The sequence below is a fragment of the Pseudomonas sp. FFUP_PS_473 genome (assembly GCF_002858665.1).
Lineage (GTDB): Bacteria > Pseudomonadota > Gammaproteobacteria > Pseudomonadales > Pseudomonadaceae > Aquipseudomonas > Aquipseudomonas defluvii.
In genome coordinates this window covers 171,758-197,864 of the sequence record NZ_PJQQ01000002.1, presented here as the reverse complement: position 1 = coordinate 197,864, position 26,107 = coordinate 171,758, and the positions used below count along the sequence as shown (strand labels likewise).

The 26,107-nt window shown below is 59.7% G+C and carries 19 protein-coding genes, 1 tRNA gene and 1 pseudogene; 13 read left to right on the top strand and 8 right to left on the bottom strand.

The features are described from left to right. Positions 1–53: 53 nt before the first annotated feature. Positions 54–2,888 (bottom strand): excinuclease ABC subunit UvrA, encoded by a 2,835-nt coding sequence (gene uvrA / locus CYD26_RS02285; RefSeq protein WP_065759192.1) that lies wholly within the window; start codon positions 2,886–2,888, stop codon positions 54–56. A gap of 129 nt (positions 2,889–3,017) precedes the next feature. Here uvrA and CYD26_RS02280 point away from each other — a divergent pair, with 129 nt between their 5' ends. The 3 genes from CYD26_RS02280 to CYD26_RS02270 all read left to right on the top strand — a co-directional run bounded on the left by CYD26_RS02280 (position 3,018) and on the right by CYD26_RS02270 (position 5,555). Next, on the top strand, positions 3,018–4,412 hold the full coding sequence (locus tag CYD26_RS02280; protein WP_102051725.1) for an MFS transporter: 1,395 nt from the start codon (positions 3,018–3,020) through the stop codon (positions 4,410–4,412). A gap of 9 nt (positions 4,413–4,421) precedes the next feature. Further along, positions 4,422–4,931: a single-stranded DNA-binding protein gene (locus CYD26_RS02275; protein WP_065759190.1), complete on the top strand. Its 510-nt coding sequence runs from the start codon at positions 4,422–4,424 to the stop codon at positions 4,929–4,931. Between the two features lie 345 nt (positions 4,932–5,276). Further along, complete coding sequence (locus tag CYD26_RS02270; protein WP_102051724.1) at positions 5,277–5,555, top strand: hypothetical protein; 279 nt, start codon at positions 5,277–5,279, stop codon at positions 5,553–5,555. 184 nt (positions 5,556–5,739) lie between these two features. On the opposite strand, the gene CYD26_RS24945 is transcribed toward CYD26_RS02270, so the two are convergent. Next, on the bottom strand, positions 5,740–9,690 hold the full coding sequence (locus CYD26_RS24945) for a M10 family metallopeptidase C-terminal domain-containing protein (RefSeq protein ID WP_145991776.1): 3,951 nt from the start codon (positions 9,688–9,690) through the stop codon (positions 5,740–5,742). 468 nt (positions 9,691–10,158) lie between these two features. Here CYD26_RS24945 and fdnG point away from each other — a divergent pair. The 9 genes and pseudogenes from fdnG (at position 10,159) to CYD26_RS02205 (ending at position 20,775) form a co-directional block, all read left to right on the top strand. Beyond that, a pseudogene (fdnG, locus tag CYD26_RS02245) lies at positions 10,159–12,821 on the top strand (formate dehydrogenase-N subunit alpha). Next, the gene (gene fdxH, locus CYD26_RS02240) at positions 12,821–13,771 is read left to right on the top strand and encodes a formate dehydrogenase subunit beta (RefSeq protein ID WP_102051719.1); all 951 of its coding nucleotides are present in this window, start codon (positions 12,821–12,823) and stop codon (positions 13,769–13,771) included. Before fdnG ends, fdxH begins: the two are co-directional and overlap by 1 nt. Beyond that, the gene (locus tag CYD26_RS02235) at positions 13,768–14,421 is read left to right on the top strand and encodes a formate dehydrogenase subunit gamma (RefSeq protein ID WP_065759186.1); all 654 of its coding nucleotides are present in this window, start codon (positions 13,768–13,770) and stop codon (positions 14,419–14,421) included. Before fdxH ends, CYD26_RS02235 begins: the two co-directional genes overlap by 4 nt. 4 nt (positions 14,422–14,425) lie before the next feature. Beyond that, a complete protein-coding gene (gene fdhE, locus CYD26_RS02230) occupies positions 14,426–15,349 on the top strand; it encodes a formate dehydrogenase accessory protein FdhE (protein ID WP_102051718.1) in 924 nt (307 codons plus the stop codon). Positions 15,350–15,441: 92 nt separating this feature from the next. Then, positions 15,442–16,872, top strand: a complete 1,431-nt coding sequence (gene selA, locus CYD26_RS02225) for an L-seryl-tRNA(Sec) selenium transferase (protein ID WP_102051717.1) — start codon at positions 15,442–15,444, stop codon at positions 16,870–16,872. After that, on the top strand, positions 16,869–18,791 hold the full coding sequence (gene selB, locus CYD26_RS02220) for a selenocysteine-specific translation elongation factor (protein WP_102051716.1): 1,923 nt from the start codon (positions 16,869–16,871) through the stop codon (positions 18,789–18,791). Before selA ends, selB begins: the two co-directional genes overlap by 4 nt. Before the next feature lie 3 nt (positions 18,792–18,794). After that, positions 18,795–18,890, top strand: a tRNA-Sec gene (locus tag CYD26_RS02215). 78 nt (positions 18,891–18,968) lie between these two features. After that, on the top strand, positions 18,969–19,853 hold the full coding sequence (locus CYD26_RS02210; RefSeq protein WP_065759182.1) for a sugar nucleotide-binding protein: 885 nt from the start codon (positions 18,969–18,971) through the stop codon (positions 19,851–19,853). Then, positions 19,846–20,775 (top strand): NAD-dependent epimerase/dehydratase family protein, encoded by a 930-nt coding sequence (locus CYD26_RS02205; RefSeq protein ID WP_102051715.1) that lies wholly within the window; start codon positions 19,846–19,848, stop codon positions 20,773–20,775. Before CYD26_RS02210 ends, CYD26_RS02205 begins: the two co-directional genes overlap by 8 nt. Positions 20,776–20,823: 48 nt before the next feature. Here CYD26_RS02205 and CYD26_RS02200 read toward each other — a convergent pair whose 3' ends face one another. The 5 genes from CYD26_RS02200 to CYD26_RS02180 form a co-directional block, all read right to left on the bottom strand. After that, positions 20,824–21,501, bottom strand: a complete 678-nt coding sequence (locus CYD26_RS02200) for an OmpW family protein (RefSeq protein ID WP_102051714.1) — start codon at positions 21,499–21,501, stop codon at positions 20,824–20,826. A gap of 109 nt (positions 21,502–21,610) precedes the next feature. After that, on the bottom strand, positions 21,611–22,123 hold the full coding sequence (locus CYD26_RS02195) for a DUF3299 domain-containing protein (RefSeq protein WP_102051713.1): 513 nt from the start codon (positions 22,121–22,123) through the stop codon (positions 21,611–21,613). Positions 22,124–22,134: 11 nt separating this feature from the next. Further along, a complete protein-coding gene (locus CYD26_RS02190; RefSeq protein WP_102051712.1) occupies positions 22,135–23,400 on the bottom strand; it encodes an ABC transporter permease in 1,266 nt (421 codons plus the stop codon). Continuing rightward, positions 23,400–24,119 carry an ABC transporter ATP-binding protein gene (locus tag CYD26_RS02185; protein ID WP_102051711.1) on the bottom strand — a complete coding sequence of 240 codons (720 nt, stop codon included), beginning with the start codon at positions 24,117–24,119 and terminating at the stop codon, positions 23,400–23,402. The genes CYD26_RS02190 and CYD26_RS02185 overlap by 1 nt, the downstream gene beginning before the upstream one ends. Further along, on the bottom strand, positions 24,120–24,695 hold the full coding sequence (locus tag CYD26_RS02180; RefSeq protein ID WP_102051710.1) for a DUF2796 domain-containing protein: 576 nt from the start codon (positions 24,693–24,695) through the stop codon (positions 24,120–24,122). Between the two features lie 130 nt (positions 24,696–24,825). Here CYD26_RS02180 and CYD26_RS02175 point away from each other — a divergent pair, with 130 nt between their 5' ends. Next, complete coding sequence (locus tag CYD26_RS02175) at positions 24,826–25,170, top strand: hypothetical protein (protein WP_102051709.1); 345 nt, start codon at positions 24,826–24,828, stop codon at positions 25,168–25,170. Between the two features lie 44 nt (positions 25,171–25,214). On the opposite strand, the gene trxA is transcribed toward CYD26_RS02175, so the two are convergent. Then, positions 25,215–26,087, bottom strand: coding sequence for a thioredoxin (trxA, locus tag CYD26_RS02170; protein WP_102051708.1), 873 nt, complete (start codon positions 26,085–26,087; stop codon positions 25,215–25,217). Positions 26,088–26,107: the final 20 nt, after the last annotated feature.

The window sequence follows — 26,107 nt, the reverse complement described above, 5'->3', positions numbered from 1 at the left end:
GATGCTGCAAAAAAGCCCCTGCCGTTTGCGCGGCAGGGGCTTTTTCATGGGCGTCAGGCCCTGTCGCGCAGTAACAACGGTTTTAGGTAATGACCTGTGTGCGACTGCTCCATCTCCGAGACCTCTTCAGGCGTCCCGCAGGCGATGATCTGGCCTCCTCGGGAGCCACCCTCCGGGCCGAGATCGACCAGCCAGTCGGCCGTCTTGATCACATCCAGGTTGTGTTCGATCACTACCACGGTGTTGCCGTGGTCACGAAGCCTGTGCAGCACATCGAGCAACTGCTGAATATCAGCGAAGTGCAGACCGGTGGTCGGCTCATCGAGGATGTACAGCGTCTTGCCAGTATCGCGCTTGGATAGTTCGCGTGACAGCTTCACCCGCTGAGCCTCACCACCGGACAAGGTGGTCGCAGATTGCCCCAGCTTGATGTAGGAGAGCCCCACGTCCATCAGCGTTTGCAGCTTGCGCGCCAGCGCCGGTACTGCATCGAAGAACTCCCGCGCTTCCTCAATGGTCATCTCAAGAACTTCGTGGATGTTCTTGCCCTTGTATTTGATCTCCAGGGTTTCGCGGTTGTAGCGTTTGCTCTTGCAGACATCGCACGGCACATAGATGTCAGGTAGAAAGTGCATCTCGACTTTGATCAGGCCATCGCCCTGGCACGCTTCACAGCGTCCGCCCTTGACGTTGAAGGAGAAGCGTCCCGGGCCATAGCCGCGTGAGCGCGACTCCGGCACGCCGGAGAACAGTTCACGAATCGGTGTGAACAGGCCGGTATACGTGGCCGGGTTGGAGCGCGGCGTGCGACCGATCGGGCTTTGGTCGATGTCCACGACCTTGTCCAGGTGTTGCAGGCCATCACAACTGCTATGCGGTGCCGCTTCAAGGCTGGTCGCACCATTAAGGGCTGTCGCGGCCAGGGGGAACAGCGTGTTGTTGATCAGGGTTGACTTGCCTGAGCCGGAAACGCCGGTCACGCAGGTCAGCAGGCCAATCGGAATCTCCAGGTCAACGTTCTGCAGGTTGTTGCCGCGCGCGCCCTTGAGCTTCAATGAGCGCTTCTTGTCACGCGGAGTGCGGGTGGCCGGTACGGCAATTTTCACCCGCCCCGAGAGGTATTTACCGGTCAGCGAATCAGGGTGTGCCATTACCTCGGCAGGCGTGCCTTCGGCGACGATTTGTCCACCGTGTACGCCTGCGCCAGGACCAATATCCACTACATAGTCAGCCAGACGAATGGCGTCCTCGTCATGCTCCACCACGATCACGGTGTTGCCGATATCGCGCAGGTGGTTGAGGGTCGCCAGGAGGCGGTCGTTGTCCCGCTGATGCAGGCCGATGGACGGCTCATCGAGGATATACATCACCCCGACCAACCCGGCACCGATCTGGCTGGCTAGCCGAATACGCTGTGCTTCGCCACCTGACAAGGTGTCGGCACTACGGTCTAGCGTCAGGTAATCCAGGCCTACGTTCACCAGGAACTGCAGGCGCTCACAGATTTCCTTGAGGATCTTGTCGGCGATTTCACCGCGTCGCCCGGTCAGTTTCAGGCCGCCGAAGTACTCGCTGGCATCGCCGATTGGCAGGCTGGTAACGGCTGGCAGGGTTTTCTCGCCAACCCATACGTGCCGTGCTTCGCGTCGCAACCGTGTGCCGCGGCAGTCAGGGCAGGGCTGAGTGCTGAGGAACTTGGCCAACTCTTCGCGGACGGTGGCCGATTCGGTTTCCCGGTAGCGGCGCTCCAGGTTCGGCACGATGCCTTCGAAGGGGTGTGACCGCTTGACGATATCGCCGCGGTCGTTGAGGTACTTGAAGTCGACATTCTGGTTGCCGCTGCCGTGCAGAATGACCTTCTGCTGGTCGGCTGGCAGCTCGCCGAAGGGCACCTCGAGACTGAACCCATAGTGCGCGGCCAAGGAGCCAAGCATCTGGAAGTAGTAGACGTTACGTCGGTCCCAGCCGCGTATCGCGCCCTCTGCCAAGGTCAGTTCATTGTTGACCAGGCGTTTGACATCGAAGAACTGTTTCACGCCGAGGCCGTCGCAGGTTGGACATGCGCCGGCGGGGTTGTTGAAGGAAAACAGCTTAGGTTCCAGTTCGCTGATGGCATGGCCGCAGATCGGGCAGGCGAAGCGGGCGGAGAAGATCAGCTCTTCGCCGGGCTCTTCATCCATTGGCGCAACCAGGGCGATGCCATCGGCAAGCTTCAGAGCCGTTTCGAAGGACTCCGCCAGGCGTTGCTGCAGGTCCTCGCGAACCTTGAAGCGATCGACCACCACTTCGATGGTGTGCTTCTTCTGTTTGTCCAGCTTGGGCAGTTCGTCGAGCTCGAACAGCTTGCCGTTGACCCGAGCGCGGACAAAGCCCTGAGCGCGCAACTCCTCGAAGATCGCCAGGTGTTCGCCCTTGCGCTCTCGAATCACCGGTGCCAGCAGCATCAGCTTGCTACCTTCAGGCTGCGCCAACACCAGATCGACCATCTGGCTGACGGTCTGTGCTTCCAGCGGAATATCGTGGTCCGGGCAGCGTGGCGTACCAACACGTGCGTAAAGCAGGCGCAGGTAGTCGTAGATTTCGGTGATGGTACCGACAGTCGAGCGCGGGTTGTGCGAGGTCGACTTCTGCTCGATGGAAATTGCTGGCGACAGGCCTTCAATGGTGTCGACGTCGGGCTTTTCCATCATTGATAGGAACTGTCGGGCATAGGCCGACAGCGATTCGACATAACGGCGCTGGCCTTCGGCATAGAGGGTGTCGAACGCCAACGACGACTTTCCAGAGCCAGACAGGCCGGTGATGACGATCAGCTTGTCCCGGGGCAGGGTCAGGTCGATGTTCTTAAGGTTGTGGGTTCGTGCCCCACGAATCAGGATCTTGTCCACTGCGGCCTCGCTTGGCGGGCATAAACCGGTGAGTATAAGGCTGCATGCCAGCACGCGGCAAAGCGTCACGTATATGCTGACAATCGATCGGGCTGGTAGAATCGCCGCCGGTTCACACGAGGTTTATCCATGCACGATCCCCACAGCGAACGCATGAGTGGTAGCGAAACTCGCGCCGCAAGCGGCCTGGCACTGGTGTTCGCATTCCGTATGCTAGGCATGTTCATGGTGTTGCCGGTTCTGGCGACCTATGGCATGGACCTGGCTGGCGCCACGCCGGCACTGATTGGCCTGGCCATTGGCGCCTATGGCCTGACCCAGGCATTCCTGCAGATCCCGTTCGGGGTCATTTCCGATCGGATTGGTCGGCGTCCGGTTATTTATCTGGGCCTGGTCATCTTTGCCCTGGGGAGTGTGCTGGCAGCCAACGCCGACAGCATTTGGGGCGTGATTGCCGGGCGCGTACTGCAAGGCGCTGGTGCTATTTCGGCGGCAGTCATGGCGCTGCTGTCGGATTTGACCCGTGAGCAACATCGAACCAAGGCCATGGCCATGATTGGCATGAGTATCGGCTTGTCCTTTGCGGTGGCCATGGTGGTAGGGCCCTTGCTGACGCGGGCCTTTGGCTTGTCGGGGTTGTTTCTGGCCACAGCGGCGATGGCGCTTGTCGGCATCGCGCTGATCGCGTTCGTCGTTCCAGCCTCCCACGGCGCCTTGCAGCACCGTGAGTCGGGTGTGGCGAAACAGGCCCTTGGCCCGACCTTGCGGCACCCCGATCTGTTGCGTCTGGATGTCGGTATCTTTGTTCTGCACGCCATCCTGATGGCCAGTTTCGTGGCCTTGCCATTGGCGCTCGTCGAGCGTGGCGGCTTGCCGAAGGAGGAGCACTGGTGGGTGTACCTGACGGCCCTGCTCATTTCATTCTTCGCAATGATTCCGTTCATCATCTACGGCGAAAAAAAGCGCAAGATGAAGCGTGTGTTGCTCGGGGCGGTGAGTGTATTGATGCTCACTGAACTATTCTTCTGGGTATCGGCAGACAACTTGCAAGAACTGGTGATCGGCACCGTGATATTCTTCACCGCCTTCAACCTGTTGGAGGCGTCGTTGCCTTCGCTGGTAAGCAAGGTGTCGCCTGCCGGTGGCAAGGGAACTGCAATGGGGGTTTACTCCACCAGTCAGTTCCTGGGTGCCGCGCTAGGGGGAATTATCGGTGGCTGGTTGTTCCAGCACGGTGGCTTGAGCATGGTCTTCCTCGGATGTGCGTTGCTCTGTGCCCTGTGGTGGGTGGTTGCGGTAGGCATGCGCGAGCCGCCGTACGTGACCAGCCTGCGCATGCCGCTGTCGGCTGAGGCCGTCCGTGAAGCGGGGCTGACCGAGCGGCTTATGGCCGTCCCGGGTGTGACCGACGCAGTGGTGGTGGCAGATGAAGCCGCCATCTATATCAAACTGGATACAAAAATTTTGGATCGTTCGACCCTGGAGCGCCTGGTCAATCCGGCATCCGCGGCGTGCGAAGCCTAGGAGAACGTTATGGCCCGTGGGGTTAACAAAGTCATATTGGTCGGTACTTGCGGCCAGGATCCCGAAGTCCGCTACCTGCCCAACGGTAACGCCGTGACCAACCTGAGCCTGGCGACCAGCGAGCAGTGGACCGACAAGCAAACCGGTCAGAAGGTCGAGCGCACCGAGTGGCACCGCGTATCGATGTTCGGCAAGGTTGCCGAGATCGCTGGCGAATACCTGCGTAAGGGTTCCCAGGTCTACATCGAGGGCAAGCTGCAAACCCGCGAGTGGGAAAAAGACGGCATCAAGCGTTATACCACCGAGATCATCGTCGACATGCAGGGCACCATGCAGCTGCTCGGCGGTCGTCCGCAGAACCAGGACGGTGCTCCGCAGGGTGGTGGTAACAACTACAACCAGGCCCCGCGTCAGCAGGCGCCACGCCCACAGCAGGCACCACAGCGTCCAGCTCCGCAACAGCCAGCACCACAGCCGGCTCCGGACTTCGACAGCTTTGATGATGATATTCCGTTCTAACGGATGAGGTTAAATGTAAAGATTCTATTGGGCGTTACCCGGTGTGGCGTCCTGTAGGGCCAGCATTAAGCTTCAGAATAAAAACCCTGATCGCCATGAGGCGGCCAGGGTTTTTTATTGGTCGGTAGAAATGCCGCTATGTTTTAAGTTTGTCATAGATCTGCTTTTCTTTTTTGTGTGTAGGAGGCTTCTGAGAATTATTATTTAGTAATTTTTCTCGGGCATTAATTGCATGCTCTGTTAATTTTTCACTGAGCGCGCTATGCGATTTTTCCTATTACATGATGTACCCGGTTTGGGTTGCGGGCCGAGGTGTTTTCCCCGCGCTACCGGCAGGAGGGCAGGATGTCAGTTGAAGACCATGGAGCAACCCCGGTGTTGCTGGAAAGGTTGCCGGAAGAGGCAAGGGTAGAGGGATTTGAATCGGCGTATCATGATTATTACGAGCGTTATAGTGATCCTTTCGACTATTTGAGCTTTATAGGTTGGGCGATTCTGGTAGTCGGTCTTCTCATATTGATGCTTGGGCCGCAGTCGCTATCGGTCAGCGCGTTTGGTGGGCCAACTTTTTTTGAGATGATGTTATTAAGCCCCGGGCCGAGTTACGCGCTATCCCACATTTAAAAGCAGCAGTTGATGCCCGCAGCGTTGCTTCTGGTTTCGCTCTGGCGCCAGTACGTCATGATGGGCCCTGACGCAAACGTTGCAGCTCGCCCGCACACAAAAAACAAACCCCGATAAGCGCTAAGGCTTGTCGGGGTTGTTAGCAACCTGAGGTGGCTATCGTCGTAACCGTTTACGCGCTAGATCACAGAACGAAGTCGGTCGCCGCCAGGGTCGTCACTCCTGTGAGCTTGATGGCGAACTCGGCGTCGCTGTCTGTATCGGTGTTGCCGTACAGCACACTGTCCTGCAGCCTCAGTTGCCCGGCGGCAGTAAAGGCGGTTGTATTGCCGATGAACGAGAATGCCTCGTTACTGTAGGTTGTGTAGGTTATGGCATCCAATGTCGACAGGTCGATTTTGTCCTGCCCTCGAAAAAAATCAGTGATGACATCAGCGGTCGAGCTGGTTATTCCCATCTCCTGTAGCGAGTTGAAGTCGAAGGTATCGTTGCCAGTGCCACCAGTGAGTGAGTCTTGGCCGGCACCACCGATAAGGGTGTCGTTGCCCGCGCCGCCGTTGAGCACGTTGGCGGCGCTGTTGCCGCTCAGTATGTTGGCCAGTTCATTGCCTGTTCCGTTGATAGTCGTTGTGCCCGTAAGGACTAGGTTCTCAACGTTGGCGCTCAGTCCATAGCTGACCGAGCTGGTTACGGTATCGGTACCAGCGCCTGAGTACTCGATTACGCGATCACCTGCGCTATCAACGATGTAGGTGTCATTGCCACGTCCACCCAGCATTCTGTCGGCACCCGCTCCGCCGGAAATCACGTTGTTTCCGCTATTGCCTACGAGCTGGTTGTCCAGTGCGTTCCCAGTGGCATCGATATGTCCGGAGCCAGTGAGTGTCAGGTTTTCGACGTTGGCCGAGAGCGTATAGCTACCCGTGCTGATGACCAGGTCGGTTCCGCCCGCGACGGCTTCAACCACGACGTCCCGGCTGTCTTGAACGTAGTAGGTATCGTTGCCAGCCAAGCCTTCCAGGCGATTGGTGAGTCCGTTACCGATCAAGGTATCGTTGTAAAGACTACCTATGGCGTTCTCGATCCGGGCCTCGGTAATCTGACTCATGCCATCGGTCACGGCCTCAACCAGATTGGAACTGTCCGTCGCCAGCGTCACGACTGTGCCGAAACCCAACTGCTTTACAAGGTCGTTGTAGTAGGTTTCGTTACCTGCAGTGACTGCAAATACCGGCACTATTCCACTTGCCAGCAGCTTTGTCTTGAGTAGCTCAACTGTCGGGTAGTCTTCGACCTCCAGTACGGCATCACCATCATTGGCAACGTAGGATGAATCGCCTGCCTTGTGATAGTTGGCGTCGGTCATCACGATCGCAACGCGGAAAGAGTCGGTGCGAAAACCCAGTTCGGTCTGACGAACAGCCGCTTGCATCAGGGCTTCAATTTGCGCCTCGGGAGTGTCACCACCGTTTCCAATGGTCAATGTATTGAGTGCGTTGATCAGGCTGGTTTGATTGGCGGTCATCGCCAGATCAGTGCGATAAACGTATTCGCCCTTGTCGATGAAGGAGGCCAGACCGAAGCGGTTGTCTGCTTGAACTCCAGACAGTGCGGACACCACTTGTGGTACTAGCGTTTTCACCTTGGTAACGTCATCGCTAAACGAGCCAGAGGCGTCTTGCAGGAATAGTACGTCGAGTGCTGTGTCTACAGTGCCTCCAGAGGCAAGCGTCACCATCCGTCCATCAATATTGCTGGTGCTTCCGGGCGTCAGATCGATGGTTACACCGCCTGTGGCTCCCGAAGCATCCAGTGTGTCAATGCCGATTGAGTCTTCAATCAGAATCGACCCAGCGTTGCCGGCAACAACGTAAGTATCGTCACCCGCGCCACCGCTCAGCGTGTCATCGCCGATAGCATCTACCAAACGATCATTGCCTGCATCACCATAGAGTTGGTCATTGCCTGCGCCGCCAATCAGCATGTCATTGCCGTCGCCGCCACGAAGGGTATTGGAGTTGCCATCACCCGTCAGGCGATCGTTGTGCTGGCTCCCAGAAAGGTTTTCAATGTTGCTCAGCGTGTCAGTACCTGAGCCGCCAGTAACCTGGTTCGTGCCATTGACGGTGACCGTGACGCCCGCGATAGCGCTGGCGTAGTTGACGGTGTCTTCACCGCTACCGCCATTGATAATGCTGTTACCGACGTTGGCGGAGATCTCATTATTCAACGCATTGCCGGTGCCGCTCATGGTTCCGGTGCCGGCCAGTTTCAGGTTTTCGATGGCCGTGCGAGTGACCAGCGAAAAGTTGGCCATGCTTTGCACGGTATCCACACCTGATGTGTCGATGATGATGTCGGTATCCGTGTCGACAATATAGAGGTCGTCACCGTCACCACCATTGAGTGTGTCAATTCCGCCTCCACCATTGAGTGTGTCGTTGCCAGCAAGGCCGCTCAGGGTATTGTTGCTGGCGTTGCCCACGAGCGAGTTGTTTCCAGCATTGCCTGTGCCGATTGCAGCTGCCCCCGCTAGGGTCAGGTTTTCCAGGTAGGCCCCTAGCGTGTGATTCAGATGACTTATCACGGTGTCGGCACCACCCGTACTGCCTTCGGTGATGACATCGCCGCTGTCACGTACGATGTACGTATCGTTGCCTGCACCCCCTATCATGATGTCTGCACCTGCACCGCCATCAATGATGTTGGCTGCGGCATTACCCACGATAGTGTTTGCAAGGGCGTTGCCAGTGCCATTGATGGCGGCAGTCCCAGTCAGTGTCAGGTTTTCGATAGCTGCATACGCGGCCAGGCTGAGCGTGGCAGAGGACTCAATGCGGTCTGTGCCCGCGCTATCAATGATGCTGTCGGTCGTCGTATCTACGATGTATACATCATTACCATTGCCGCCATTCAATGTGTCGACGCCGCCCGCGCCGTTGAGAATATCGTTGCCATCCCCGCCGTTTAGCGTGTTGTTGGACGCATTGCCGATCAATGTATTGGCATTGACATTACCGGTCGCACTCAGCGCTGTGCCGGTCAGCGTGATGTTTTCGACATTCTGCAGCGTTGCAATACTGAAATTGACGCTGCTCTTGACCGTATCAATGCCTTCATTAGCGTTCTCGGTTATCGTGTCGCTGACCGAATCGACGACATAAATGTCATTACCGAGACCGCCCATCATTTTGTCATTTGCCACGCCCCCATCAAGTGTGTCACTGCCTGCGCCACCGATCAGGGTATCGTTGCCGCCCCCGCCGATTAGGGTGTCGTTACCGCCATTGCCTGTGAGCGTGTTAGCCGCAGTGTTCCCAGTAATGATGTTGTCGCGTTCGTTGCCGGTACCGTTGATGACGGAAGTACCCGTGAGTGTGAGGTTGGCCTGATACGCTGCAAGCGTTTTGGTTTCGCTGCTGGAAATATCCTGGGTGAAGTTGATAAGACCGTTCAGTTCGGTCGGGGTCATGCCTGCTAGGTAGGTGTTGTTTGTCAGGCCAGCGAGCGAACTGCCAATCGCTTTTGCGCCAACAGCATCGGTGGCCAGTGCATAAAAATGCATGACCACCTTGGTTTCACCAGCCGCCAACGTAATGTTGTAGGAGGTCTGCGGCCGATCAGCGCTGCCGTATTGCTCGCTCGTGGCGTTTGGCGAGCCAGCGCCTCCGGAAACCACATGGACAAGTTGTGTGGCGGTGCTGTTGGTACGGCTGCCGACGGCGAACCAGTCATCAGCAGTATTGCGTACAGTGTCGCCGCTGCTGGTGGCTGTTATGACAGTGTTGCTATCGTAGTAAACGTCGTCAGCCAGTTGAAGGTTGACCGACTGGGCGGAAGCACCTGTATTTTTTACGACTTCCAGTGTGCGGACAAAACCATCGCCGATATAGGTACTGCGCGTAATGGTAATGCCAGAAGTAGAGTGTGTTGCGGTGACCGTCTGTGTACTGGCTGAACTACTTGTTGTGGACCATGGCAAGTAAGCAGAAGACGTTGAGCCACCAATGTAAAGCGCTATATTGCTACCGTCCAACGTATTGCCGTAGGTACCTGATTTGGTAGCCTTGGTCAAATTTCCAGCGTTGTCCACAGCCCATGCGTTTCCCGAGGCGTCCGTGTAGTTCAATGCCATTGCTGATGCTCCTTGCTATTGTGTGTTGTTCAGAACGTGTGGGGTTTAGTTCTTGAACTTAATGAGGTGCCAGATCGTGTCGCGCTGCTTCAGTTAAACCCTGTTGAACGCCATTTAACGTGGCATTGAACTTATGTTTAGGTGCCATGTTTGCGGATGCAGCATACCCTGTTCTACGGCCTCAGCAATCACGATTGAAGGCAATTTGCTATCAGTTGTTCATGGTGCTTGTGGATATCGACTTCGACCCGCGCGTCACTCAAACCACGCTGAGGGGGCGGGTTGACCAGTATCGCTAACGGATGAAGGTTGATCTCGCCACGAGGCCCCCCGACGATCCGTTTTTACTCCATCCCGCGCAATCTTGACTAAAGTATCAACTGGCGACAGCCGTAACGTCGCCACCGTGATCGTTCAAGAGATGCCTGGCATTGCTCCAGGCGTCCCAAACCTGATCAGGAGTGCACGATGGACCTCAACCGTCGTCAGTTCTTCAAGGTCGCCGCTATTGGCCTTGGAGGCTCAAGCCTGGCTGCGCTGGGAATGGCCCCGACCCCGGCCTTCGCCGAGCAGGTGCGCCACTTCAAGCTGGCCCACGCCCACGAGACCCGCAACACTTGCCCTTACTGTTCTGTCGGCTGCGGCCTGATCATGTACAGCCAGGGCGATGCAGCCAAGAATGTCGCGCAGAACATCATCCATATCGAAGGCGACGCCGATCACCCGGTCAATCGCGGCACGTTGTGCCCGAAAGGCGCGGGCTTGCTCGACTTTATCCACAGCCCTAGCCGGTTGCAGTACCCACAGGTGCGCAAGCCGGGCAGCAGTGAGTGGACGCGAATCTCCTGGGATGATGCACTGGATCGCATTACCGACCTGATGAAGGTCGACCGTGACGCCAACTTTGTGCAGAAGAATGCGCAGGGGCAGACGGTCAACCGCTGGCTGACGGTGGGTTTCCTCGCCGCGTCCGCTTCGTCCAACGAAGCCGGTTACATGACCCATAAGGTCGTTCGCAGTTTCGGCATGCTGGGGTTCGATAACCAGGCACGTGTCTGACATGGCCCGACGGTGGCAAGTCTTGCCCCGACGTATGGCCGTGGAGCCATGACCAACCACTGGACCGATATCGCCAACGCGAATCTGATTCTGGTGATGGGTGGTAATGCCGCTGAAGCCCACCCTTGCCGGCCTTGGCTAGCCAGATCTGCGGCATGCCGGAAGACAGCATGCGCAAGATCTGGGAAGAGATCGCCACCTGCTCGCAGCCGGGCAAAACCATGACGATCCTCTATGCCCTGGGCTGGACACAGCACTCGATTGGCTCGCAGATCATTCGCAGTGCGGCCATGGTGCAGTTGCTGTTGGGTAACGTCGGTATGCCTGGCGGCGGTGTCAACGCCTTGCGTGGGCATTCCAATATCCAGGGGCTCACGGACTTGGGCCTGCTGTCCAATCTGTTGCCCGGCTACCTGACCCTGCCGTCCGATGCCGAGCAGGATTACGACGCCTACATCGCCAAGCGAGCGCTTAAGCCGTTACGTCCCGGGCAGATGTCTTATTGGCAGAACTACGGCAAGTTCCATGTCAGCTTGATGAAGGCCTGGTACGGAGCCAACGCGACAGCGGAAAACCACTGGGGTTATGACTGGCTGCCCAAGCTGGATGTTCCCGGCTACGACGTACTGAAGATGTTCGACATGATGGCCAAGGGGCAGGTCAATGGCTATTTCTGCCAGGGCTTCAACCCGATTGCTGCGCTGCCGGACAAGAACCGTGTAATGGCGTCGCTGGCCAAGCTCAAATGGCTGGTGGTAATGGACCCGTTGGCCACCGAGACATCTGAGTTCTGGCGCAATGTGGGGCCGTACAACAACGTTGAAACCGCCAATATCCAGACCGAGGTCATCCGCCTGCCGACCACCTGCTTTGCCGAGGAGGACGGCTCGTTGGTCAACAGCAGCCGCTGGCTGCAATGGCACTGGAAGGGGGCCGAAGGCCCGGGCCAGGCTCGCACCGACGTGAAGATCATGAGCGAACTGTTCCTGCGTTTGCGCGAGCGCTACCAGCGCGAGGGCGGAGCCTGGGCAGAGCCGATACTCAAGCTCAACTGGCCTTACAAGGTAGCGGATGAGCCGTCGCCGGAAGAAATCGCCAAGGAGGTCAACGGCTATGTCACCGCCGACTTCACCGACGCCAGTGGTATGACGTTCAAGGCGGGGCAACAACTGTCTGGGTTCTCCCAGCTCAGGGACGACGGTAGCACCGCCTCGGGCTGCTGGATCTTCTGCGGCAGCTGGACCGAGCAAGGCAACCAGATGGCCCGGCGTGACAATAGCGATCCCTATGGCATGAAGCAGAACCTGGGGTGGGCATGGGCCTGGCCGATGAACCGAAGGATTCTGTACAACCGCGCCTCGGCTGATCTGCAAGGCAAGCCCTGGGCACCGAACAAGCGACTGGTCTGGTGGAACGGCAAGACCTGGGGCGGTACCGACGTGCCGGACTACAAAGCGGATGTCGCTCCAGAGGCGGGGATGAACCCGTTCATCATGAACCCCGAAGGGGTAGCGCGCTTCTTCGCGCTGGACAAGATGGCCGAAGGCCCGTTCCCCGAGCACTACGAACCGTTCGAGACGCCAATTGGCATCAACCCGCTGCACCCGGGCAACAAGCAGGCGACCAGCAACCCGGCCGGACGCGTGCTCGATTCGGTCTGGGACTCGCTGGGGCAGGCCAAGGACTTCCCCTATGCCGCCACCAGCTACCGATTGACCGAGCACTTCCATTTCTGGACCAAACATTGCCCGATCAACGCCGTGACGCAGCCAGAGCAGTTCGTTGAAATTGGCGAAGCACTGGCCAAGGAGAAGGGCATTGTCGCAGGGGATCGGGTTCGGGTGACCTGCAAGCGAGGGCATATCGAGGCGGTGGCCGTAGTGACCAAGCGGATCCGTCCACTGCAGGTCAACAACCAGACCGTGCATCAAATCGGCATTCCCTTGCACTGGGGCTTCACCGGTGCCACCCGTCACGGCTACCTGACCAATACCTTGGTGCCGTACCTCGGTGACGGTAATACCCAGACCCCGGAATCCAAGTCGTTCCTGGTCAACCTGGAGAAAATCTGATGGCCAGCCAAGACATTATTGCCCGTTCAGCCACCACCACCTTACCGCCTTCGGTGCGCCAGCAAGAGGAGGTGGCGAAGCTGATCGACACGTCCAAGTGCATCGGCTGCAAGGCTTGCCAGGTGGCGTGCTCGGAATGGAACGAGTTGCGTGACGATGTTGGGCGTAGCCTCGGCACCTATGACAACCCTCAGGACCTGAGCGCCGAAACCTGGACCCTGATGCGTTTCACGGAACATGAAAATACGGTGGGTAACCTGGAGTGGTTGATTCGCAAGGACGGTTGCATGCACTGCGCCGATCCGGGGTGCCTGAAGGCTTGTCCTAGCCCGGGGGCGATCATCCAGCACGCCAATGGCATCGTCGACTTCAACCAGGATCACTGTATCGGCTGTGGTTACTGCATCACGGGCTGCCCGTTCAATATTCCGCGGATCTCACAGAAGGACCACAAGGCCTACAAGTGCACCCTGTGTTCGGATCGGGTCGCCGTCGGGCTGGAGCCGGCTTGCGTCAAAACCTGCCCAACCGGTGCGATTGTCTTTGGTAGCAAGCCGGACATGAAGGAGCATGCCGCCGAACGCATCGTCGATCTCAAGTCGCGCGGTTTCGAACAGGCCGGCTTGTACGATCCAGACGGTGTTGGTGGTACTCATGTGATGTACGTGCTGCACCATGCCGATCAGCCTCAGCTCTACGCTGGCCTGCCGAATCAACCGGTGATCAGCCCCTTGGTCGGTTTGTGGAAGGGCATGAGCAAGCCGTTGGCGTTGCTGGCCATGGGCGCGGCGGTGTTGGCGGGGTTCTTCCACTATGTGCGTATTGGCCCGCAGCGGATCGAGGACGATGAGCATCCGGCTGGCAAGGACCCCAGCGTGCATGAGGTCGACCCGGCAGTGCATGTCTTCGATCCGAACAAGCCCGGGGCACAAGGGGAGGATCGGCCATGAAAGACAAACCGATCCTGCGTTACACCGCGAATGAGCGCAGCAACCACTGGGCGGTGGCCATTCTGTTCTTCATGGCGGCGTTGTCCGGGCTGGCGCTGTTTCATCCTGCATTGTTCTGGCTCAGCCATCTGTTTGGTGGCGGGCCCTGGACGCGGATATTGCACCCTTTTATGGGGGTGCTGATGTTTGTGTTGTTCCTGGGTCTGGTAATACGTTTCTGGCGGGCGAACATGCTCACGGCGAATGATCGACTCTGGCTCCGGCGGGTCGACCGGGTGATGCGCAATGAAGAGCAGGGCGTGCCGCCTGTGGGTAAGTACAACGCCGGGCAGAAGCTACTGTTCTGGACGTTGCTGCTTTGCATGCTGGTGTTGCTGCTCAGCGGTGTGGTGATTTGGCGCGCCTACTTCAGCCAGTATTTCGGCATTGGCAGTATTCGTCTGGCGACACTGCTGCATGCATTGGCTGCATTCGTGCTGGTATTGAGCATCATCGTGCATATCTATGCCGGTATCTGGATCAAGGGCTCGAACGGTGCCATGGTGCATGGTTGGGTGAGCCGTGCCTGGGCGAAAAAGCACCATGGGCTATGGTTTCGGGACGTGACCGGTGAAGATCGGTCGGACAGCCACATCGGCAAGAAGGGGTGACGGCTTGAGCAGGATACTTGAACCGGGCCATATCGAGGCGGCAGCGAGTGCCCCGCCGTTCATCCATTTGCCTCCTGCGAACCTGTTTGACCTGCGCCGTGTGCGTCTTGAGCACATGGCTGCAGGGCATCCTCTGGCTGATTATCTGCGCTTTGCTGCCAGCCTTTGTCAGCTCCAGCAAGGCTTGCTGGATCAGCCTCCGGGCATCTGCGCGCCAGACCCTGAGCGCATCCGCCTGTGTCTTGAGCACGGTCTACCACCTCTAGCCGCAGACAGCCTGGTGCGCGAAGCCGATTGGCAGCCGTACCTGGAGGCATTGCTGCAGCAGTATCAGGCCTCTTCGGAACCTGTGCGTGCGGCACTGGCACAGTTGCGCGCTGCCAGCCCCGGGCAGCGCAAGGTGTGGGCATTGGCCTTGCTCGGCGGGCAGTACGCTGGGCTGCCGGCGGCCTTGGTGCCCTTTCTCGGTGCTGCGCTGCAAGTGGCCTGGAGCCACTGGTTATTGAGTTTGCCGGAAGATCTACTCGGGCCCGGTGATAACCTCAGGCAATGCCCGGCCTGTGGCTCGCCGGCCATGGCCGGGGTGATTCGCCACCGGGGCAAATTCAATGGGTTGCGTTATCTGGTCTGTTCCTTGTGTGCCTGCGAGTGGCATGTGGTACGGGTGAAATGCATCTACTGCGAACAGAGCAAGGGGCTGCGTTACTACAGTTTCGAGGATGACCGCCACCCTGCCGGCCAGGCACCACTGCGTGCCGAGTGCTGCGCGGGGTGTAACAGTTATTTGAAACTGGTCTATCTGGAGCATGACGCTGAAGCGGAAGCCTTGAGTGCCGACGTGGCCAGCCTGGCCCTTGATTTGCGTCTGGATCAGGAGGGGTATCAGCGCCTGGCACCGAACCTGCTGCTGGCGCCAGGAGGGGACTGAGCCCAGCGGCTACACTCAGGGTTTCCGGCTCCCTTCGTCGGCAGAGTCGACCGCTGCCGTGCGTCGAGAGCGCGATGACCGGAGAGTCTTTGATGCCTTCCAGTTTAGCCCCGCTGCCCGCGCGCCTTCCTTCCGTCGATAGCCTGTTGCGTAGCCCGGCCTGCCAGCCGTTGGCGGAGCGCTATGGGCGCGAGGCGTTACTCAGTGTTCTACGGCACGTACTCGATGACCTGCGAGAACCCGCTCGGCTGGGGCAGTTGGAGGCCATTGAGCTGATACCCGAGGTGCTGGCTGGCAGGGTGGGTGAGCGTTTGGCGGTGCAGCATCAAAGCCAGGTACGTCGGGTGTTCAACCTGACCGGTACGGTGTTGCACACCAACCTGGGGCGAGCACTGCTGCCGGAAGAAGCCATTCATGCAGTGCAGCAGGCTGGGCGCTATCCACTGAACCTGGAGTTTGACCTGGAGAGCGGCAAGCGCGGCGACCGCGATGACTTGATCGAGGACCTGATCCTTGAGCTGACTGGTGCCGAAGCCGTCACGGTGGTGAACAACAATGCAGCAGCGGTGTTGCTGGCACTCAACAGTCTGGGGGCGCGCAAGGAGGGGATCATCTCACGCGGTGAGTTGATCGAGATCGGTGGCGCCTTTCGGATACCCGACATCATGGCGCGTGCTGGCGTAAAACTGCATGAAGTGGGCACAACCAACCGCACGCATACGCGTGACTATGAAGCCGCCATCGGCCCGCGCAGCGGCCTGTTGATGCGCGTGCATTGCAGTAATTACAGCATCCAGGGGTTCACCCATCAGGTACCGACCCAAGCGCTGGCGGAACTGGCCCACCGGCATGGTCTGCCGCTGTTGGAGGACCTGGGCAGTGGAAGCCTTCTGGACCTGACGCGCTGGGGGCTGCCCGCCGAGCCGACGGTTCGCCAGGCCTTGGCTGACGGGGCCGATATCGTCACCTTCAGCGGCGACAAACTGCTGGGTGGGCCTCAGGCGGGCTTGATCGTAGGCCGCAAGGCGTTGATTGCACGGATCAAGAAAAACCCGCTCAAGCGTGCCCTGCGTGTGGATAAGTTGACTCTCGCTGCACTGGAAGCTGTGCTGGGCTTGTACCGCAACCCTGAGCGCCTGGCTGAGCGCTTGCCCAGCCTGCGCCTGCTGACCCGCCCTCAGGCCGACATTCTGGCGCAAGCCGAGCGTCTGGCACCGGTGCTGGCGCACGCGCTGGGTGAGTTGTGGACGGTCAGTGTGGAGCCCGCACTCGGCATGATTGGCAGCGGCAGTCAGCCTGTGGCCCGCTTGCCCAGCGCCGCCCTGTGTGTGCGCGCACAAGCGTCCAAGCGTTTGCGCGGGCGTCACTTGCTCGCGCTGGAGGCGGCCTTGCGCGCCTTGCCGATACCCGTGCTTGGGCGCATTGATGACGATGCGCTGTGGATGGACCTGCGCCAGTTGGATGACGAAGCAGGCTGGCTTGAGCAGTTGCCGCAACTGCGGCCGGGAGCGATGGCAAGGTGATTGTCGGAACGGCCGGGCATATCGATCATGGCAAGACTGCGCTGCTGGAAGCATTGACCGGGCAGGCAGGTGATCGTCGCCGGGAGGAGCGCGAACGCGGTATCACCATCGACCTGGGGTATCGCTATGCGTCGTTGCAGGCGGGGGCCGAACAGACCGGTTTTATTGATGTACCTGGGCATGAGCGGTTTATCCACAATATGCTCGCCGGGGCGCACGGCATTGACCTTGTGTTGTTGGTCGTAGCGGTCGACGACGGGGTGATGCCGCAGACCCGTGAGCATCTGGCGATTGTCGAGCTGCTGGGTATCCCCAGGGCGCTGGTGGTCATCAGCAAGTGTGACCGCGTCGAGCCTGCCAGGGTGCAGGAGGTGCAGCGCGAGGTGCGCACCTTGCTGGCGCCAGGGCCTTATGCGGGCGCAGCTCAATTCGTGGTGTCGAGTGTGTCTGGTAGCGGTATCGAAGCACTGCGTCAGGCGCTCTTGAGCGCGCAGCGTGACGTTCAACGGCGCAGCAGTGCAGGAGGTTTTCGCCTGGCCATCGACCGCGCATTCAGCGTTACTGGCGCAGGTATTGTGGTGACCGGCACGGCATTGGCCGGACATGTGCAGGTGGGTGACACGTTGCTGTTGGGCAGGGCCGGCAAACCGGTGCGCGTGCGTGGCCTGCATGCCCAGAACCAGGCCGCAGTCGAAGCATGGGCCGGGCAGCGGGTGGCCTTGAACATCAGTGCCGAGCGCCTGGGGGTCGAGCAGATTCACCGAGGTGATTGGCTACTGGCCGAGTGGTTGTATGCCACGACTCAGCGTGTGGATATCGAGTTGCAGTTGCTGGGCAGCGAAACACGCCAGTTTGAGCATTTCAGTTCGGTGCATTTGCACCTTGGCACCCAGGATGTTACTGCCAGGGTCGCTCTGTTGCAGGGGGAATACCTGGCGCCTGGTGGGCGCATGTTCGCGCAACTGCTGCTCAACGCCCCATTGCACGCCGTGCATGGCGATCACCTTGTGCTGCGCGACCAGCGCGCTCAGCGCACCCTAGGTGGCGGTAAGGTGCTGGACCCCTTTGCCCCGGCCAGGCAGCGTCGCAGCCCGGCGCGGCTGGCGCAGTTGCACGCGCTGGCCGAGGCCGAGAGCCTGGAGCAGGCGCTGCCGGCCCTGCTTGCGCAGGGTGCGACCGGGCTGGACCCGCAACAACTGGAGCGTCAGTTCAATCGCCTGCGCAGCAGTTGGCGTTTACCTGAGGACGTCAGTGTTGTTGCCACGCGCCAGGGCACACGGTTGTTCGCGACAGCCCATTGGCAGGCGCTCAAGCAGGAGGTGCTGGTGCAATTGGCCCGGTTTCATACGCTGGAGCCGGATCAACTGGGCCCAGACCGTGACCGCTTGCGACGTTTCGTGGCGTTGCCGTTGGAGCGCCCGGTGTTCATCAGCTTGATTGAGGAGCTGCTGGCCGCCGGGTTACTTGCCAGCAGTGGGCCTTGGTTGCACCTGCCGGAACACCAGGCGCGTCTGAGCGACGCGGACATGGCGTTGTGGGAGCAGTTGCAGCCGTACGTGCAGGCGTCCGGTTTCGACCCGCCCTGGGTGCGTGACCTGGCCCGTGCAACCCACAGCGAGGAGGCTGCGGTACGGCTGCTGTTACGCAAGATGGCGCGCTTGGGGCAGGTTCATCAGGTGGTGCGCGACCTGTTTTACCCGGACGCCACAGTGCGACAAATGGCGGCTATGCTCATGCAGGTGGCTGCCGAGGACCTGAGTGTGCAGGTGGTGCGTTTTCGCGATGTGCTGGGGATCGGCCGTAAACGCAGTATTCAGATTCTCGAGTATTTCGACCGTGTCGGCTTGACCCGCCGTCTCGGCGACCAGCGTCGCATCCGGAAGGACAATGCGCTGGCCCACGTACCCCGCGACGTATGACAAGGAAGGCAATCGCGCCCGGTGGCGCGGCCGGGCTTCAAACCCGGTTGGGGACGGCAGCCGTTCCCGGGCAGGTTCGACTCCCGCTGCCTTCCGCCAACCTGTAGGTTGGACATCCCCTGCGGGAAGCCGCAAAATATCCGCTTTCCTCTATTTCTGACCGGACCTGCTGACTCTATGCGAATGCGCCTGATGCTGTTGGGTGGTGGAAGTGCCCTCGGGCAAGCGCTGATTCGCCTTGGAGCCGAGGAAGACATCGGCTTTCTGGCGCCGCGTCCGCCGGATAAGGGGTGGGACGCTGCCAGCCTGACCCAGTTACTGGATGACACCCGCCCCGATGCGTTGGTGAATCTGGCCTATTATTTCGACTGGTTTCAGGCCGAGTCGGTCAGCGAGCAACGACTGGCACAGCAGGAGCGCTCGGTAGAGCGTCTGGCTGAGCTGTGCCAGCACCACGGCATTATCCTGGTACAGCCTTCCAGCTACCGCGTGTTCGATGGCTCTCGGGCCACGGCCTACAGTGAGAAGGACGAGCCAGTGCCGTTGGGCCTGCGCGGGCAAGCGCTCTGGCGGATCGAGCAGAGCGTCCGCGCCACCTGCCCGCAGCATGTACTGCTGCGCTTTGGCTGGTTGCTCGACGAAAGCCTGGACGGCGTTCTTGGGCGCTTCCTGACGCGCGCTGAACAGGCTCAGGAGTTACTGCTGGCGGACGACCGGCGTGGAAACCCGACGCCGGTCGATGATGCCGCACGGGTCATTCTCTCCGTGCTCAAGCAGCTGGATTGCGCGGCCCCACTGTGGGGCACTTACCATTACGCGGGCAATGAGGCGACTACGCCGCTCGCGCTAGGCCAGGCGATCCTCAGTGAAGCCTCGCAGCTTCACAAGCTTGCTGTCGAAGCGCCGACTGCACAGGCGCACGCGGCACGCCCGGATGCGGCTGAAGAGCCACAGCACGCGGTGCTGGCCTGCAAGAAAATTCTGCACACCTTCGGTATCAAGCCGCGCGCCTGGCGTGCTGGCCTGCCGACACTACTGGATCGATTCTACCGACATGGCTGATGCACCTATTCTGATTACCGGCGGCGCAGGCTTCATCGGCTCTCACTTGAGCGACGCGCTGTTGGCAAACGGCTACGCGGTGCGGGTGCTGGATGACCTGTCCACCGGCAAGCGCAGCAACCTGCAGTTGCAGCACCCCAAGCTGCAACTGATCGAAGGCGATGTCGCTGACGCGGCGCTGGTCGCCCAGGCGGCGGCAGGGTGCCAGGCGGTGGTTCACCTGGCAGCGGTGGCCTCGGTCCAAGCGTCGGTCGAAGACCCGGTGAAAACTCACCAGAGCAATTTCATCGGCACGCTGAATGTGTGTGAGGCTATGCGCCTGGCTGGCATTCGTCGGGTGCTCTTCGCTTCCAGTGCAGCCGTGTATGGCAACAACGGTGAAGGCGAATCGATCAGTGAGGAGACGCCCAAGGCGCCGCTCACGCCTTATGCTGTGGATAAGTTGGCCAGTGAACACTACCTGGACTTCTACCGCCGTCAGCATGGCCTGGAGCCCGTAGTGTTTCGCTTCTTCAATATTTTCGGTCCGCGCCAGGACCCTTCATCGCCGTATTCGGGCGTGATCAGCATCTTCAGCGAGCGGGCGCTCAGCGGGCAGCCCATTACTGTGTTTGGTGATGGCGAGCAGACCCGCGACTTCGTCTATGTCGGTGATCTGGTGAGTGTGATGCTGCAGGCGCTGACGCTGGATCAGGTGGAAGAGGGTGCAGTGAACGTCGGCTTGAATCAGGCCACCTCGTTGAACCAACTGTTGGCTGCCCTGAAAACGGTGGTCGGCAGCTTGCCTGCGATCAGTCATGGGCCTGTGCGTTCTGGCGATATCCGCCATTCGCGTGCAGACAATACCCGTCTGCTGCAGCGCTTCCGCTTTCCCGAACCTACGCCAATGGCCGAAGGCCTTGCCCGGCTTCTGGGGCGCTGAAACAAAAAAACGGCGATTTAATCGCCGTTTTTTTATTAAGGCCAGGCCTTAGAACTTGTAGCCGACACCGACCATGTAAACCCATGGATCGACATCCACGTCGACCTTGGTCTTGCCTACGTTCAGCAAGCTCGGGCCATCGATGCTGGCCTCGGTGTCGATGTCGACATACCAGACCGCGGCGTTGACCAGGAAGTTGTCGGTCAGCATGTAGTCCATGCCCAGTTGGCCAGCCAGGCCCACCGAGTCCTTCAGTTTCAGGTTGCTGAAGCCCTGGGCCTTGCGGTTGCTGCTCAGGTCTTCATCGAAGAACATGGTGTAGTTCAGGCCGATACCGGCATACGGCTGGAACTTGGAGCTCGCGTCAAGCGGGTAGTACTGCAGCGACAGGGTCGGTGGCAGTTGCTTGATGTCGCCCAGTTTGCCGTCCAGGCCTGCGCCCTTGACGCTAACGGTGTGCTGGAATGGCGTCGCCGCCAGCAGTTCCAGGCCAACGTGGTCGGTCAGCATGTAGGCGAAGGTCAAGCCCAGTTGGGTATCGCTGTCCAGCGTCGCTTTGGTGCCGGGAACCTTGTTGCCGTCCAGCTTGAGGTTGCCGCTGTCTTCGTTAGGAGCGGTGGTGATAGCGCCAGCACGCATAATAAATTCACCCGCCTTGTGGGCGTGGGCAACAGGGGCTGTAAGCGCCAGGGCAATCAGCGAGGCGCCAAGCAAGGACTTGTTCATGGAAGCTCCCAAAGGACATTTAGAATGTAATGTGCCAATGGTAAAGAGCCAGCAGCGGGGAGAATTTGACTCAGCTCAATGAAACCGCGATAGCGCTCCAGAGCGGCTCTTATTGTAGTTCATAGGCGTAGATTTTCTCGGCGTCCATCTGATAACCCGCTTCAGCCAGCTCACTGCTCGACGACTGGACACGCATCGGGCCTTCGATCCAGTACGGCTGGTAAAGCGCATCGACCTTTATGCCGAGCTCACTGACCACATGCACGATCTGGTTGGACGGGGGCGGAGGGACATGAATGCACGCGCCGTAGTAAGGCACTAGAAGGAACTCAGTCGTACGCCCCTCCTCGTTGACCTCCAGCGGTACGATGTAGCCAGGTAGCTTGACCTGCTGACCGTCCAGCGCCTGGACGACCGGCGCATCCGGTGCTTGCTGGTGCGCTGCCGGGGCACTCTCTGCCGCCAGCGCATTGCCCAGTTGTGACAGGTCATGCAAGGGAGCCATCTGCGGCTCGATCACCGGTGCGCCAGGAGGGATCAGCTGTGGCCATTCCAGGGTGCGGGGTTCGCCCGCCCACAGCGGTGTGGCAACCAGTAGCAACAAGAACAGGGCGCGGGCCATGGGTATTGGTCTCATAAGTGAATCGACAGACCGTCCGCCAGTGACTGCCGATAGGCACGCCAAGCGGGCACGCTGCCCATCAATAGCGCTGCGCCCAGGATGACTGCCAGCAATGTCCATTCGTGGCTGCTGGGCCAGGCCAGTGGCAGGTACAGGCCATAGTTGGCTTGCACATACCCTTGGGCCAGGGCGATACTCAGGTAAAGCAGGGACAGGCCTGCGAGTATGCCTGCAACCGACAACGCAAAGGCTTCCAGTACCAGCAGGCCGGCGATGTGCCAAGGGCGGGCACCCACCGAGCGCAGTATGGCCATTTCCCGGCGTCGTTCGTTCAGGCTGGTGAGAATGGCGGTCAGCATGCCAATCAGGCCGGTCAGCACGACGAACAGGGATACCACGAACAGCGCCTGCTCGGCAGTGCTCATCAGGCTCCACAGTTCTTGCAGGGCGACGCCTGGCAGAATGGCCTGCAGTGGTTCATTACGGTACTCGTTGATCTCGCGTTGCAGAGCAAAGGTGGCGATTTTGTTGTTCAGGCCGAGCATGAACGCGGTAATGGCGCTGGGCGTCAGGTCCATGTTGCGTGCCTGATCGGCGCTGACACGGCCTGCCCCGCGCGCGGGAACACCGTTGTGCCAGTCAACGTGGATTGCTTCCATACCGCCCAGGCTGATGTGCAGTGTGCGGTCTACCGGTGTGCCGGTTCGCTGCAGAATACCGACCACCGTGAACGGCTTGTCGTCATGTTTGACCAGACTGATTGCCGCCACGCCGTGAGCCAGTACCAGCTTGTCGCCCAGGGCGTAATGCAGGGCCTGCGCGACTTCGGCGCCCAGTACCACTTCAAACGGGTCATTGGCAAAGGCGCGGCCTTGAGCCAGTTGCAAGGATTGCTTGTGGCCGTACTGGTAGTGCTCAAAGTAGGCCTCGGACGTGCCCATCACGCGGTAGCCACGGTGCGAGTCACCCAAGGAAATCGGAATCGCCCATTTCACCCGTGGGTCGCTGGCGTAATGCTCATAGCTGTCCCAGCGAATGTTGTTGGTGGCATTGCCAATGCGAAACACCGAATACAGCAGCAGGTTCACCGAGCCGGAGCGTGCGCCGACGATCAGGTCGGTGCCGCTGATGGTACTGGCGAAGCTGGCACGGGCTTCAGTACGTACGCGTTCCACTGCCAGCAGCAGGCACACGGACAAAGCAATGGCGAAGGCGGTCAGGAAGGCGGTAAAGCGTCGATTGGCCAGGCTGGCTAGTGCAAGGCGTAGCAGGTACATCAGGCCTCCAGGTCATTGGCCGGACGGGCCGCGCGGTTGAGTTCTGACAACGACAGGTGGCGGTCGAACAAGGGCGCCAGGCTCTGGTCATGGCTGACAAACAGCAAACTGGAGCCGGCCGCTCTGCACTCTGCGAACAGCAGGCGGATAAACGCCTCACGACTGTCAGCATCGAGGGCTGAGGTTGGCTCGTCGGCGATCACCAGCTCAGGTTGGCCAATCAATGCGCGGGCTGCGGCGACGCGTTGCTGCTGGCCAATCGACAGGCTGTCGGCACGACGCATCAACAAGGCGGGGTCTTTCAGGCCCAGATGAGCCAGCAGGCTGGCGGCAGCCTGATCGACACTGCCGTAGCGCTCACAGGCCTTGGCTGCGCGAACCTTGGAGAAGCGGCAGGGCAGTTCGACGTTTTCGCGGACCGAGAGAAACGGCAGCAGGTTGAACTGCTGGAAGATGTAGCCGGTATGGTCAACGCGAAAGCGATCGCGAGCGCCTTGCTTGAGCGTGCTCAGCGTCTGACCGAGCAGGCGAATGCTGCCGCGGTCAGGTTGCTGCACGCCGCCAAGCAGGCCGAGCAGGGTGGTTTTGCCGCTACCACTGGGGCCTTTGAGGAATAGCGATTCACCCGCATCCAAATGGAAGGCCGGGATATCCAGCAAGGGTGGATGGCCCGGCCAGGCGAACGCCAGGTCTGTCAACTCGATCAGTGGCTGGCGCATTCAGAACGCAACCGTGGCCTTGTTCGGGGTTGCTTCCAGGCCTTTCTGGCCATTGGGGCCGATCAACTGCACCGTAATTTTCTGAGTGGCGGGGAAGGTTTTGAACAGTGGGCCCAAATCCAGGTTGGCCAGTTTGCCTGGCTGTTCACAGGTCAGTTGGTAATGGGCGTGGATCTCGCTGTGTTCGTCTTCGTGGGCGGCGTGGTGATCATCGGTGGCGTCATCGTCAGATGGGGTATCACCGAACAATGGGCTTTCCAGGGCTTCGTCGGTTTCCGTGCACTGCGCCGCATTGGCCAAGCCAAACAGTGTCAACGGCTGCTCCAGTTGTTTGCGGACGGCCGCGACCTTGGCCTTGTCGGCCGCACTGTTGGCCGCATGCTCAAAGCCCACCAGGTTCATGGCCGGGCTTTCCAGTTCCAGCTCAAGTGTCTTGTCATCGAGCACGACATTGAGATGCGCCACGCCATGCTCGTGGGCGTCAAGGCTGCCATGGGCATGATCATGGTCTTTCTCGGCGTGTGCTGCCGTGAGTGGCAACAGGGCAAACGGCAAGGCGAGCAGCAGACGGCGCATGGAACGGTCTCCGTAGAGGCGGGGCTTGAATCGCAATGTTATAACAAGTTGTCGAGTGGTTGCCAGTGTGCTTGGCGGCAGCCTGTCGCCATGGGAGCATGGGCTATCGGATGATCTGAAGGAGAGGCCTGTGCGTATTCGTGGACATATTGGTGACTGGCCGGTGGACCTGACACTCGAACTTGATCCGGCCGAGTGGGCGCGGTTGGGTGGGCATCTGGAACGTGCTCTGCCCGCGACTCCGCCTACCGAAGCCAGTGTGTCGAGCGTGCGTTCGGATGATGTGCAGTGGCAAGCGGCGCTGACCTTGTTGCGTCAGGCCGGGCAGCTCAATGGGCCGGCGTTGTTGGAAGGCTTGGCTGCGCTTGCTGGCAGTACGGCGGCCGGCAAGCGACTGCTGGTGCGCTTGCGCCACAGTGCACAGGTGAAGGTTGAAAGCGGGGCGGATGCGCCGGTGTATCGCTGGCTTGGATGAGCGTCCGGCGCCTGCCGTGTCTGCAGGCGCCGGCGATAGGCTGCTCAGTACAGCGCTGCAAACAGCTTGCGTCGATAGTTACCCACCAGCGGGTGATCGTTGCCGAGCAGGTCGAACACCTGCAGCAATGTCTTGTGCGGCAGGCCACCGTCATAGCCACGGTTGCGCACGAACAGTTTCAGCAGTGCCTCTAGCGCCGCTTCGTATTGCTGGCGTGACAGTTGGTGAATCGCCAGCTGGTAAAGCGCTTCATCATCCTCTGCATTCTGCGCCAGGCGCGTCTTGAGGGTGGCGGCGTCAGGCAAGTCCACCACTTGCCGCAGGAAGGTCAACTGGGCTTTGGCGCCTGCCAGTGCGGCCTTGTGCTCATCGCTTTTCACGGCATCGAGGACGGTCTGGGCTTCGCCCAGCTCACCGCGTTCTGCCAGGCAGCGGGCGTAGAGAATCAGTGCGCTGGCATTGCTGTTGTCTTCAGTGAGCAGTGCCTTGAGGGTGGTCTCGGCTTCACCAAAGCGCCCTTCAGCAAACAGTGCCTGAGCCAGCACCATAGGGTCGGCGGCTGGTGGCGGCGGCATTTGAACATGAGGCTCGAGCAGCGCTCGGATTGCCGACTCGGGCTGGGCACCCGCGAAGCCATCAACCGGTTGACCATCCTTGAACAGCACTACGGTCGGCAGGCTGCGGATACCGAAGCGTGCAACGATATCCTGTTCGATGTCACAGTTGACCTTGGCCAGCAGCAGCTCGCCTTGGTAGCTCTCCGTGATTTGTGCAAGCAGCGGCATCAGCGCTTTGCACGGCGCACACCATTCGGCCCAGAAATCCACCAGCACCGGTTTGTGATGGGAGTTGGCGATCACCAGCTGATCGAAGTTGGCAGCGCTGGCGTCGAAAATGTACGGCGTTTCTTGACTCATCGCGACTCTCGCAAATCCTT

What these genes read in the sequence shown, in the direction of transcription:
- trxA (WP_102051708.1), bottom strand. Translation starts at nt 26,087, where the DNA reads ATGAGTCAAGAAACGCCGTACATTTTCGACGCCAGCGCTGCCAACTTC.
- CYD26_RS24945 (WP_145991776.1), bottom strand. Translation starts at nt 9,690, where the DNA reads ATGGCATTGAACTACACGGACGCCTCGGGAAACGCATGGGCTGTGGAC.
- CYD26_RS02210 (WP_065759182.1), top strand. Translation starts at nt 18,969, where the DNA reads ATGCGAATGCGCCTGATGCTGTTGGGTGGTGGAAGTGCCCTCGGGCAA.
- fdxH (WP_102051719.1), top strand. Translation starts at nt 12,821, where the DNA reads ATGGCCAGCCAAGACATTATTGCCCGTTCAGCCACCACCACCTTACCG.
- CYD26_RS02200 (WP_102051714.1), bottom strand. Translation starts at nt 21,501, where the DNA reads ATGAACAAGTCCTTGCTTGGCGCCTCGCTGATTGCCCTGGCGCTTACA.
- CYD26_RS02270 (WP_102051724.1), top strand. Translation starts at nt 5,277, where the DNA reads ATGTCAGTTGAAGACCATGGAGCAACCCCGGTGTTGCTGGAAAGGTTG.
- CYD26_RS02275 (WP_065759190.1), top strand. Translation starts at nt 4,422, where the DNA reads ATGGCCCGTGGGGTTAACAAAGTCATATTGGTCGGTACTTGCGGCCAG.
- CYD26_RS02180 (WP_102051710.1), bottom strand. Translation starts at nt 24,695, where the DNA reads ATGCGCCGTCTGCTGCTCGCCTTGCCGTTTGCCCTGTTGCCACTCACG.
- CYD26_RS02185 (WP_102051711.1), bottom strand. Translation starts at nt 24,119, where the DNA reads ATGCGCCAGCCACTGATCGAGTTGACAGACCTGGCGTTCGCCTGGCCG.
- CYD26_RS02280 (WP_102051725.1), top strand. Translation starts at nt 3,018, where the DNA reads ATGCACGATCCCCACAGCGAACGCATGAGTGGTAGCGAAACTCGCGCC.
- CYD26_RS02190 (WP_102051712.1), bottom strand. Translation starts at nt 23,400, where the DNA reads ATGTACCTGCTACGCCTTGCACTAGCCAGCCTGGCCAATCGACGCTTT.
- selA (WP_102051717.1), top strand. Translation starts at nt 15,442, where the DNA reads ATGCCTTCCAGTTTAGCCCCGCTGCCCGCGCGCCTTCCTTCCGTCGAT.
- CYD26_RS02205 (WP_102051715.1), top strand. Translation starts at nt 19,846, where the DNA reads ATGGCTGATGCACCTATTCTGATTACCGGCGGCGCAGGCTTCATCGGC.
- CYD26_RS02195 (WP_102051713.1), bottom strand. Translation starts at nt 22,123, where the DNA reads ATGGCCCGCGCCCTGTTCTTGTTGCTACTGGTTGCCACACCGCTGTGG.
- CYD26_RS02235 (WP_065759186.1), top strand. Translation starts at nt 13,768, where the DNA reads ATGAAAGACAAACCGATCCTGCGTTACACCGCGAATGAGCGCAGCAAC.